The following is a 12,126-nucleotide window of genomic DNA, read 5'->3' as shown; positions in this document are numbered from 1 at the left end:
AACTCATTTTGAGTATATTTTATACTTAAGTTCTAGATATAGATTCTTCCAATAAATGTCTCATTTACTAAATAATATTCAACAATAAATTTAATTATAATTCAGTTTTTTTTGTTAATTATTTATGGATTTTTATACTTAAGATTAACCAATTTTTTCTGCCAATCTAAGTTTAGCAGAACGTGCCCGTGGATTTAATGTTGTTTCACGATCTTGGGCTTGGATGGGCTTTTTTGTCAATACTTGCAAAACAGATGAACTTCTTAAACTATGTTTAACTAAACGATCTTCTAAACTATGAAAACTAATAATTCCAATTCTACCTCCTGGTTTGAGCCAATTAGGGGCATTCTCTAGAAAAGTTTCTAGGGCAGTAAGTTCTTGATTTACTTGTATTCTTAAAGCTTGAAAAACACGAGTGGCGGGGTGTATCCTACCATAACGGTATTTGCGAGGTACACAATGGGCGATCGCTTCTGCCAACTCGGTTGTTGTTTCAAAAGGACGATGTTCTACTATTCTTCTGGCAATACGTCGTGACAAACGCTCTTCCCCGTAGGTATAAAAAATATTTGCTAATTTGGTTTCTTCCCAAGAATTAACTATTTCGGCTGCGGTCAGAGATTGCTGTCGGTTCATCCGCATATCTAACTTAGCTTCATGCCGGAAACTGAACCCTCGTTCTGGGGTATCCAATTGCACCGAACTTACACCCAAATCCGCTATTATACCATCAAATTCAAGATTTTTTGGCTCATAATCAGCAAAATTTCCGTGCCAAAATTGAATATTGGAGTTTTCAAAGGCCAGTAAAGTTTGACAATAGGCGATCGCTTGCTCATCTTGGTCAATAGCTACTACTTTAACATTTGGGGCTGTAGCTAAAATTGACTGAGTATGGCCACCAAATCCTACTGTTGCATCTAAGTAAAGACCTCTTGGAGATATTGCCAAACCTTGAATTAACTCGGCACTGAGAACAGGTATATGGTTCATCAAGTTAGAAGTCTATTGGAAAAATTTACATTAGACTTGTTGGGAAATAATAACTGATACTGCTCAAAAGCTTAGAATATAATGCTTTAAGTGATTGAAGCATATCCATTTTAACTCATAAAGGTTTTAGTCGCTTTTTAGCTTAATTTCCAACAAGTATGTTCCGTTAGTTAAAACACTATATATAGTGTGGCACTATAGTTTTGAATTAATATATGTAGTCTCTGAACAGAAATTATATCTGCTTAAACTAACTAGCTATCCCTTTAACGAACTCAGAAGTCAGAAGTTAGATAGGCGAGAGCGTCGGATTGGTGACCTATAGAAGTTATTTTTGTAAGAGGGATGTTAAGACGCGCTCCAAAAATATTTCGCCTTAAAAGGCGGGGTTGCGTGACCCAATTATTTTGATAATTTAAGAGTAGTAACAGAATATAAATACAAGCAATAATAATAACATTTAGCCTAAACCCATTTACAGTCTAACAATATAATTGGGCTGAAATAAAAACAGGTCACTATTGGAGAATAGTCAACATGAGCAAAATTGAAACCAGAACCGAACCCATGGTCATTAACATGGGACCCCATCATCCCTCAATGCACGGGGTATTGCGGTTAATTGTCACCTTAGACGGAGAAGATGTAGTTGACTGTGAACCTGTGATTGGCTACTTACACAGGGGCATGGAAAAGATTGCCGAAAACCGCACTAATACAATGTTTGTCCCTTATGTTAGTCGTTGGGATTATGCTGCGGGAATGTTTAACGAGGCCGTAACGGTGAATGCTCCGGAACAATTGGCCGATATTGAAGTCCCCAAACGAGCTAGCTATATCCGGGTAATTATGCTGGAACTAAACCGGATTGCTAATCACCTCTTGTGGCTTGGCCCATTCTTGGCTGATGTTGGTGCCCAAACTCCTTTCTTCTATATTTTCCGGGAACGGGAAATGATTTATGACTTGTGGGAAGCTGCTACAGGTTATCGGATGGTGAATAATAACTACTTCCGTATTGGTGGGGTCGCTGCTGACTTACCTTATGGTTGGGTAGATAAGTGTGAAGACTTTTGCGATTACTTTATGCCAAAGGTTGATGAGTATGAACGCTTAATTACAAATAATCCTATTTTCCGTCGCAGGATTACGGGATTAGGTGTAATTAGTAGGGAAGAGGCGATTAACTGGGGGCTTTCTGGTCCAATGTTGCGTGCTTCAGGTGTTAAATGGGACTTACGGAAGGTTGACCACTATGAATGTTACGACGATTTCGACTGGGATGTTCATTGGGAAACTGATGGAGATTGTTTGGCCCGATATTTTGTGCGTATTCGGGAAATGCGGGAGTCGGTCAAGATTATTCGTCAAGCAATAAAGGGACTTCCTGGGGGACCTTATGAAAATCTGGAAGCAAAACGGATGGCTGGAGGGCCGAAGTCTGAGTGGAATGGTTTTGATTATCAATTTTTAGGTAAGAAAATACCTCCTACTTTTAAGATTCCTGAAGGTGAGCATTATGTTCGGATTGAAAGTGGTAAGGGAGAGATTGGGATTTATATTATTGGTGATAATAGTCCTTTCCCTTGGCGTTTTAAAATTCGGGCTGCTGATTTTGTGAATTTGCAGGTTTTTCCTCATATTTTGCAAGGTGCAAAAGTGGCAGATATTGTTGCTATTTTGGGTAGTATTGACATTATTATGGGGTCTGTAGATCGATAGTTAATTTATTTAAAATAAGGGAGTAGGGAATTTTTTCTTTATTCCCTTTTTTTTAGGTTTTAGGTGATAGGTTTTAGGTTTTAGGTTTTAGTGGTACTTATATGAAATATAAAAAAGAATGCTACGAATAATTTCCCTGGTTAAAAGACTTTACTTAGGAATGTCGATTTGACTAAAAACAGAGTTTTACTCTACTATAACGGCCGTTTGCTGGCGCACAACTATTGTTAACGTCCGTACAGGAGTCAGCAGAGTAGGTAGAAAGGAGTTTTTCGGTGATTAAATAGGAAGAAATGGGTATAATTTGCACTATTTTTTTTGCTGAAAATTTACCCAAAAAATTTGAATTTCATACCTCAAATCAGCAACGCCAAGGATTTATACCTTTTTGAGGCAAAACTCTCTGCTTGTATATATTTGAAGCTATTTTATGATTCTATTTTGTGTAAGTCTTATTAGTGACTCTTTGAAGTTAGGAGTGGTTTCGGCATCATCCCTAATGCGGACTTTACAGGGTGGGAAGAGTCTGAGTACGTTGTCGAATGAGACATAATTTTTTTTGTCAAGTTATAGCGCTGTGCGCAGGGAACAGGGAACAGGCAACAGGCAACAGGGGGAATAAAAAACCGATAATATAAGGCTTTTAGCTATTGGACACCTCTTGTAATTTGTAAATATCCCAGCGCACATTGCTATATAGTGCTGCCCACAGACAACAGGCAACAGCGGTGCGACCCCGCGACGACGCCAGTCGCAAGGGAATGCGCACCAAGAGAGGCAACAGGCAATAGGGGGAATAAATTGCCGATAATATAAGACTTTTAGTTATTGGACACCTCCTGCAATTTGTAAATATGCCAGCGCACATTGCTATAGAAAGAATTTCATTTTGATCGTACTAAATTTTACCGACAATTATATAGTTCATAACTATAATTAACTTTGGGTAAAATATCGGGATTCTCCCAACAGTTGAATTTCTCTAAATCATTTTCATTTACTTCTAAATTCACTGCCCATAAATCTAGAGGTATGGTTTTTTCTTTCAAGATTTGAGCAATTGTTGAATCTGGTAATAATGGTGATTTTTCTGTTTTTTTTGCCAGAATAAATTCTAAGGTTGGTGTTGGTAAATTAGTCTTTTTTTCGAGATGTTGAAAAGATAAACCAATAGCCATTAAAGCACGAATTTCTGAGTGAGTTTTATAACTCATGGCAATCAAGATTGGGGCTTGAGATTTTGTTTGAATGACTTGGGCTAATAAATCGGCTTGTCGTGATTTTTGATAGGCATAATTTGTAACTACGCTTAATGCTCCACATAATCCCATTATTAATATTATGACAACTACTTTTTTTCCTGTTGCTCTGAAAAAAGTCGGAATAATTTTAAACAGTTTGCTTCTTTGTTTTTTCTCTGCAATATTATTTTGCCAACAACTCGCCATAATTGACCCCAACAACAATAAAACTACAGGAAAATAAACAAAGCTATAACGAGCGACCAAAGATATATCTTTTCCTAAACCATAAATTACAAATAAAAATAGGAAGATGGCAAAGCCTAAAAACCATCCTAATATCTGAAGAGAAAGACCTGCTAATGGAGAGGCAATCTCTACTTTCCACCCTTGCCATAAACTAGGAAAAACCCAGACTAATACTAACAACATTGTCACGCCAGAAACAATGCTAATAAAAGTATTTGTTCCCTCCACTGGCAACATAAATATCATTGTTATTCCCCATACAAATAAACGCAGGATAGGTTGCCAGATTTCATCTAGGTCATAACTGGTATCGATCCAACTCGTCAAGTCATTGCCCGAAATACCTGTCACTGCTGGCAACCAGACTAAACAACCGAGCAAACTTCCCAACCCAACCGCATATATGCGCCACCAATAACGTTGATAAAATTGTTTGATATCCCTTAGCAAAAACCCACCCATAACTAAGCCTTCCGCAGCTAGGGTTAATGCAAAAAAGTAGTGGGTGGCGATGCCTAAACTATTAATTATTACCCACAAACATCCTAACCATAAAGGTAATATTTTTTGCTGCTGAATACAGCGTATTGCTTCGATGAGACAAGCTAGAGAAATGATTATCCAGAGGATAGTTAGGGTGTAATGACGTGCTTCTTGGGCAATGTAGATGCCGAAAGGAGACACCGCCATCAGTGCAGCAGCTATTTGCCCCACTATCTGAGAGCGAAAGGCAAAGCAACCAAGGGCAAATATTGCCGGAATAGCTAATACACCAAACAAAGCACTGAGCGATCGCCCTACTGCTAATGATACTATTTCTCCGTCTGAGGTAAATATTTTTAGCCAAAAATGAGTCAGCAGAAAATATAGAGGGGGATGAGTGCTTTCGGTCATTAGGTTGTGAATGACGTCGCTGTAGGGAGTTGTTGTGTCTAAGCGTAAAGGTGAGAGGAGTTGTTGCCAAGTGATGACTTTATCTAGGGGAATGTCAAGAAAGTTATGACCGAGACTGTAACCTAAAGTGGATATTTCTATAGAGTCAGCGGGTTTGTCTGCTGAAAAATTGTAGCGGAGAATAGTACCTATTAAAATTGAGATGCTTAGTAGGAAATAGTTGAAGTTATTTGTTTTTAGACTTTTTCTGGTGTTAATTACGATTGCCAATTTAGTAGTGACCTCTTAATCTATTTGATACAGAAGATTCCACCAGGCGTGAGGTACACCCATAGCGGGCAAGATGCTATAGCGGGCAAAATACCCGCACTGAGAACATTTAATTGTTAATATCTGTACTTTAGGCGTTGGTAATTAGTAAGATGATTTTCTAGCAGGGGTGATACTCATTACTTGCTCTGGTTAAAAATTTAGAGTGAGTCAGAAGGGGATTAGTCTGAAAGTTTCATTTCTTGATTTACCAACGCCGTACTTTATATACTTGGAATCTGCTGTATCTTTTTCATGTAACTTTTTGAATGTGAAAATTTTAATTATCGCCATATCATATAATTATTTTTGATTTTATATTATATCATGTCTGGATAATTAGTTATAAAAAAACTTTCTCCTTCTCGTCTTCTTTCTTCTCTTTCTTCTTCTTTCTTCCCTCCTGACTCCTATACTTTGACAATCCGACACCTACCCTACCTAACTCATTGATCGTTTATTTATAACTGTTCAACGGGACATGATATTACTCATCAGGGTGTTTATAGACAATAACAATAGTTTAATTATAGAATGTATTCTGTGTTATCTTAGTTTTTGTTATCGCAACCAAGTATCTGCCCAAATCGCATCATCTTCTAATAGACATCTGGTAAAAATCAAAAATAAAATCAATTCTTATCCATAAATCATCAATTATTCCCCTCCTAGGAGGGGTTCGGGGTGGGTTACCTGTTGCCAGATGAGTTGTTGCCTGTTGCCTCTTTTCTGGAGATGTCTAATAATTCTGGTACTTGAATTGCTTGCTGACCTTTGTTTAAGGTATCGCAATTATAAAGAGTATCGCCAGCAAATAAGTTGAATCTTTGGTTTTCTGGCAATTTATAATTAGCTGTAGCAATCTCAATTGCTAAGTAAAATGAGTTTATTAGAACAACAAGAAGGTAAAGAAAATGCGGAATGTTAAAAGATTTCCCTTTGTTGAGCGTTGCTGAAATGTAATGGTAAGTAGCTGAAGGTAAAATTGAAAAACTTATGTTTTGCGTTGATACTTAATTTAAAAATCATTACCATTCAGAAACGCCTCATGTCCGTTGAATAGCGCGATCAAACTCCGTTCCTCTTTTCTACACAATGCTACGCAAACGCGATCAAAAACTTTCTTCTCCTCTCCCTTCTTCTTTCCTCCTGACTCCTGACTTCTCCAAAGTTATTTATAACTATTCAACCGGACATGATATAAATATTGTATTTCTGCTCAAGAAAGGTTTAAACTTAATTCAATGCCTTACCTTATAAATAGACAGAATGAAAAACATCAAACTTTTTTCCATGCTTCCCAAAGTTTTTGAGCAATTAGGTAAACTATTTAACAAAAGTTATATCAAACTAGGGGCGATATTAGCCCTGATTACTCTGATTGGTCTTTCGACTGTAAATCATCATGGGATATCGGTTGACGAGCATCTATATCTTAAAATTGTTCAATGGAATTGGGAATTCATTCAGGAAGGAAAAACAATACCATCAGATTTGAAATTTTATGGAATTGTTTTTGATAAGGTGGCTGAAATCATTTTTCAAGTTAAGCATTGGCTCGAAACTCATTTATTTTCTCGTCCTCCCTTAGAACCATACCTATCAGCAGTTGATTCAGAAATTCTGGTTCTCGATCGCTTTTTAACTAAGCACGTTTTTACCTTTTGTGTTTCTCTAATTAGCTACCTATCTGTCGCTGGAGGCATTACACTCCTTTATGGAAAAAAATGGGCTTGGTTAGCTCCTCTAATGCTCGCTCTTTTTCCGCGATTTTGGGGGCATAGTTTTTTTAATCCTAGAGATATTCCTTTTGCTGCTTTATTTAGCCTTTGTATTTATCTAGGAGCATATATTGTTGAAGAAATCAAACAAAACTCAAATTCACCATTTTTTTTGGGAATTCAGCGCACTAGCATTAGAGCGATCGGCTATGGTATTTTAGTAGGGTTGCTCAGTGGTATTCGGACTGGTGGGTTTATGATGTTGGGATTTGTAGGGTTGGTATCTTTAATATTAATTCCCCGAAACAATATAGGAAAATTTCTCAAATTTTACCTAGTTAATTATGTTTTAATGACGGTCAGTTGGGCGATCGCTCTTTTCTGTGTTACCCCCTCTTCTTGGTCAAACCCTTTTCGTTGGTTTTGGGATGCCATCAGCTATTTTTCCCAACATGAATGGCCTGGATCGGTTTTATTTAAAGGAGAATTTATTAAAGGTTCGGAACTACCCTGGGATTATCTTCCTACCTGGTTTCTGATTACGACTCCTTCAATATTTCTATTTTACTTTTTGTTAGGTTTAATCGGTCTAACTAGAAAATATCATCAATTTAGCGATCGCCAAAAAGCCTATATTCTTCTGGTGATTTTGCAAATCTTTCTGTTGCCGATGATTGCCATTATCAAAAGTTCTACTATTTATGATGGGTTAAGACACTTTTTGTTTGTAATTCCGGGAATGGCGATCGTCACAACGATTGGCTTCATTTGGAGCTACCAACAGATTTCTCAACCCAGGTTTAAGCGTTGGTTAGTAGGGGTCACTTTACTAGGAGTTCTGATTATTCTGTTTGATATGGTAACAATACATCCTTATGAGTATATTTATTTTAATCGAGTTTTTGGAGGATTACAAGCTGCCCATCGGCAATATGAAACTGATTATTGGGCATTAAGCATGAGAAATGGTATAGAATGGATTAATCAGAATGGTAAAAAGGGAGCGATCATAGCTGTTCCAAGATTGTGGAGTTTATACTCCGCAAAACCATTTGCGACATCTGATTTTACTGTCATCGATCAAAACGAGTTAAAAAAAATGAAATTAGAACAACCTGATTATTATTTATATTTTTATCGTTTCAAGTATGAAGAAAATTTTCCCAGTTGCGATCCTGTTTATTCTGTCACTCGTAAAGGTGTTCCTTTAACAACAGTCAAAGACTGTACAGCTAACACAGATGAATCATATTAAATACACAGAATGAAAAATATAAAACTTAATTTCAGCATTTTCCAGAGGTTTTGGGCAATTGGTAAACTATATTGGTGGGAATCTCCAGAGAAATGGCGAGCAATTGGTTTATTTATATTGCTGCTTTGTCTTCTCAGTTTAGATTCAACTATAGGACTTAATCAACTCAAACAACAAGGAGAATTAATCTCTGCTTTAGTTGATGGGGACTCTGAAAGATTCTGGAAATCTGCATTTTTCTATATTGGTGCTTCTATTGTGTTAGCTATTACTGTTGCTACTTGGCAGTATTTAGAAGATAAAATTCGTTTGTATTCCCGAGAGTGGTTAACTAAATTTTATTTAGATAAGTATTTCCAAAATGATTGCTTCTATAAAATCAATACCCTCTATCGAGAAATTGATAACCCCGATCAGCGAATTGCAGAAGATATTGCATCATTTTGTCATCGTTCTGTAACTCTATTTAGGCAGTTTGCCTTAGCAATTTTTAACTTGTTTGCATTTGGAATTCTACTTTGGGAAAAATCAAAATTATTGGTTCTGATTTTAGTCATATATTCTGTAGGAGGTATGCTAATTACAACTATAGGTTTTGGTAAAATTTTGATTCCAATTAAAAAAGAACAACTGAAACGAGAGGCAAATTTTCGATTTGGTTTAGTGAGAATTCGAGAGAATGCTGAATCAATTGCTTTTTATAATGGAGGCGATAGAGAATTTAGCTACATTAAGCAGGTATTTGCTCCGGTTTTAAGTATTTATAATAAAGTAATTACTTGGGAGAGAAACTTAGATATTTTTCAAAACATATATAATTATATTACCTGGATGTTACCCGCTTTAATTATTGGTCCGAGAATTTTGGCAGGGGAACCAGGGTTGGAAGTGGGAGCAATACAAGAAGCTAATGGAGCTTTTGGAAGGGTCTTTAGGTCTTTGAATATCATAGTTAGGATGTTTGAATTTCTCACCAGTTTTATCGCAGGAATTGAACGTTTAGAGAGTTTTGTTAAAGTTCTAGAAGAACCAAAAGCATCACCAGTCGAGGGTAGTACAACAATTGATACTGTTGAAGATTCCCGTTTAAGTTTACAGCATCTTACTTTGCAAACTCCAAACTATCAAAGAACTTTAGTTAAAAATGTATCTATAGAATTAAAACCGGGAGAAGGACTTTTAATTGTGGGGGTGAGTGGTAGTGGAAAGAGTTCTATTTTGCGAGCGATCGCTGGTTTGTGGAATTCTGGCACTGGGACAATTTACCGACCGAAACTAGAAGAGATTCTTTTTTTACCACAACATCCTTATATGATTTTAGGTTCCCTACGAGATCAACTGCTATATCCACGCACTGACTTAAATATCTCTGATGAAATAATTTATCGAGTGCTTAACCAAGTTAATTTGCCAAAATTAGCAGAAATATTCGGTGGTTTAGATACCGTTGAAGATTGGGAGAATATGTTGTCAATGGGAGAACAACAGCGGGTTGCTTTTGCTCGTTTGTTGTTGACTCAACCCCGTTATGCAATTTTAGACGAAGCAACGAGCGCTCTGGATGTGCAAAATGAACAAAGTCTTTACCAACATTTGCAAAGTTTATCGACTACTTATGTTAGTGTCGGACACCGACCAACTTTGTTACAATATCACCACCAAGTTTTGGAAGTTATGGGTGATGAAACTTGGCGAGTGACTTCTGCACAAGATTATAAGTTTATGCCAATTCATTAAAATAGGGAATAGGGAATAGGGAGTAGGGAGTAGGGAGTGTGGGGAGATGGGAAGTATGGGAAAAAATTAAAAAATGTGGTAGTGGTACATTGTAATGGTATAGGCAGTGGGAGCATCTTCCTCCCATTCTAAGTTTTCCTTATCTCCACCTACCATTACGCGAGCAGGACTACCAAAAATGGCGTTGGTAAAGCGCGTGTATGATATTAATCTTAATTACTTAGGAGTCAACCCACCCCTCGCCCCTCCCCCTCCCAGGAGGGGAACAGGAGTCAGGAGTCAGGAGGTAAGAAATAAGAAGAAAGAGGAATAGAAGGAGAAAGTTTTTCGGGAAGCGTAAAGGTCGCGGAGTTTTATAGCGCTCTTATCCGAAGATAATATCATACCTCAAATTACCAACGCCCCAAAAATATATATCTTCACCATTACTATGCAGGACTACCAGATTTTTTTATACCTAATTAAGCGGATTTGATATAATTGATAATTTATGGATAATAATTGATTTTATTTTTGATTTTTGGAGGTGTATATTAATATTTACAGCATTTTCCTAAAAATAGGGAGTAGGGAATAGGGTGTCGAAAAACAATTCGACCTCAGTAACTTGAGAAACGCTATATAATTAGAACTTACGCAATCAAACATAATTTAAGGGAAAAAAGATATGAAAAAAACAATTAAAAAAGCCTTTTTAGACACAGAAGACGGACAAATTTTTTACCGAATAGGAGGAGAAGGAGAACCTCTGGTTTTACTTCACATGACTCCTCGAAGTAGCGATGAATTTAAAGAGTTAATGGCAATTTTAGCCCCTAAATATCGTGTTATTGCTATGGACTTAATGGGGTTAGGAAATTCGGATAAACCTCCTAGAGAATATTCTATTGCAGACTATGCTAAAACTGTTATTTTATTGTTAGATGAATTAGGGATTCAAAAATGTAGCATTTTGGGCAGTTTAACAGGGGGTTATATTGCTGGAGAAGTTGCCGTATCTTATAGCGATCGCCTGAATAAATTAATTCTTTGTAATGTTCATGGTTTTGATGCAGAAGAAGCAGAAAAAATTGGCGAAAGGTATAGGCAAGGATTTACCATAAAAGAAGATGGTTCTCACCTCATGGAAAGATGGTTAACGCGGAGTAACTATCTGGAAGCAGAATTAAATCACCGTTGTCTTATTGATGATTTAAAAACTTTTGGTAGACCTATTTATACTGGTTTAGCAGTTAGTAAATATTGTGTTTCTGCCCAAGAAAGGTTTAAACTTATTCAATGTCCGACCTTAGTTTGTACAGGAGCTAAAGCATTAGAACCTATTGAAAAATATGGTTTAGCAAAAGCAGAAAATCAAGGTTGGTTATCTGAAGCAATTCCCCATAGTCAAGCTTTTGAAGTTGAAGGGGGAACCATTTGTATGATTAATCAAATGGCTGAAGAAATATCTAGAGTTGTTATTGATTTTTTAGATAACTGTTAAAGGAAAAAGTAACCTATTAGGAGTTTAACTTATGAGTTCTATTGACGAGACTACAGAAACCCATGAAATAACAAAAATGACTAATCTCTATGAAACTGACTTTGTGGAGTGGACTATTAAACAAGCTCAAGCATTAAACGATCACGATCTAAAAGCTCTTGATTGGAACAATTTAAAAGAGGAAATAGAAGACTTGGGAAAAGAACAAATTCATGCTGTCAGTAGTTTTATCAAAAGGTTAATTGAACACAAACTTAAACTAGACTATTCCTCTAATATTTATCCTCGAAACCACTGGCAAACTGAAATTAACAACTTTCAAGATGAAATTGAGAGAAGACTAACTAAAACTCTGTTAAACAAAGTAGATATAGATAAAGAGTACGAAAGAGCTAAAAGATTAGTTTTAAGTGAATATAAGTTAGACCTTCCCGATCAATGTCCTTATACTTTTGCAGATTTAATGCAAAGATTACCAGAAAATTGACAAGAATAATCATAAGTTACTGTTAATTTTTT

Annotated in this window: 9 protein-coding genes; 6 read left to right on the top strand and 3 right to left on the bottom strand. The window is 36.5% G+C overall.

Annotated elements, in window-relative coordinates:
- Nucleotides 1–144: 144 nt before the first annotated feature.
- Nucleotides 145–996: a 16S rRNA (cytosine(1402)-N(4))-methyltransferase RsmH gene (gene rsmH / locus F6K06_RS03590; protein ID WP_124147000.1), complete on the bottom strand. Its 852-nt coding sequence runs from the start codon at nucleotides 994–996 to the stop codon at nucleotides 145–147.
- A gap of 537 nt (nucleotides 997–1,533) precedes the next feature.
- On the opposite strand from rsmH, the gene F6K06_RS03585 reads away from it, so the two are divergent.
- Entirely contained in the window at nucleotides 1,534–2,718 is a 1,185-nt protein-coding gene (locus F6K06_RS03585) for an NAD(P)H-quinone oxidoreductase subunit H (RefSeq protein WP_124147001.1), read from the top strand.
- Between the two features lie 905 nt (nucleotides 2,719–3,623).
- On the opposite strand, the gene F6K06_RS03580 is transcribed toward F6K06_RS03585, so the two are convergent.
- Both F6K06_RS03580 and F6K06_RS03575 read right to left on the bottom strand, forming a co-directional pair.
- Nucleotides 3,624–5,372 (bottom strand): hypothetical protein, encoded by a 1,749-nt coding sequence (locus F6K06_RS03580; protein WP_287239282.1) that lies wholly within the window; start codon nucleotides 5,370–5,372, stop codon nucleotides 3,624–3,626.
- A gap of 728 nt (nucleotides 5,373–6,100) precedes the next feature.
- On the bottom strand, nucleotides 6,101–6,253 hold the full coding sequence (locus tag F6K06_RS03575) for a hypothetical protein (protein WP_161564683.1): 153 nt from the start codon (nucleotides 6,251–6,253) through the stop codon (nucleotides 6,101–6,103).
- A 427-nt stretch (nucleotides 6,254–6,680) separates the two neighbouring features.
- Between F6K06_RS03575 and F6K06_RS03570 the strand changes: the two genes are divergently transcribed.
- The 5 genes from F6K06_RS03570 (at nucleotide 6,681) to F6K06_RS03550 (ending at nucleotide 12,094) form a co-directional block, all read left to right on the top strand.
- Nucleotides 6,681–8,387, top strand: coding sequence for a hypothetical protein (locus tag F6K06_RS03570; protein WP_124147004.1), 1,707 nt, complete (start codon nucleotides 6,681–6,683; stop codon nucleotides 8,385–8,387).
- Between the two features lie 9 nt (nucleotides 8,388–8,396).
- Nucleotides 8,397–10,124, top strand: a complete 1,728-nt coding sequence (locus F6K06_RS03565) for an ABC transporter ATP-binding protein/permease (protein ID WP_287239284.1) — start codon at nucleotides 8,397–8,399, stop codon at nucleotides 10,122–10,124.
- A gap of 106 nt (nucleotides 10,125–10,230) precedes the next feature.
- Complete coding sequence (locus F6K06_RS03560) at nucleotides 10,231–10,437, top strand: hypothetical protein (protein WP_124147006.1); 207 nt, start codon at nucleotides 10,231–10,233, stop codon at nucleotides 10,435–10,437.
- 354 nt (nucleotides 10,438–10,791) lie between these two features.
- Complete coding sequence (locus F6K06_RS03555) at nucleotides 10,792–11,607, top strand: alpha/beta fold hydrolase (protein ID WP_124147007.1); 816 nt, start codon at nucleotides 10,792–10,794, stop codon at nucleotides 11,605–11,607.
- A 31-nt stretch (nucleotides 11,608–11,638) separates the two neighbouring features.
- Nucleotides 11,639–12,094: a DUF29 domain-containing protein gene (locus F6K06_RS03550; protein ID WP_124147008.1), complete on the top strand. Its 456-nt coding sequence runs from the start codon at nucleotides 11,639–11,641 to the stop codon at nucleotides 12,092–12,094.
- Nucleotides 12,095–12,126 lie beyond the last annotated feature (32 nt).

The sequence above is a fragment of the Okeania sp. SIO1H4 genome (assembly GCF_010672695.1).
Classification (GTDB): domain Bacteria; phylum Cyanobacteriota; class Cyanobacteriia; order Cyanobacteriales; family Microcoleaceae; genus Okeania; species Okeania hirsuta.
The sequence above is the reverse complement of the archived record's forward strand: the minus strand, read 5'-3'. Positions and strand labels throughout refer to the sequence as shown.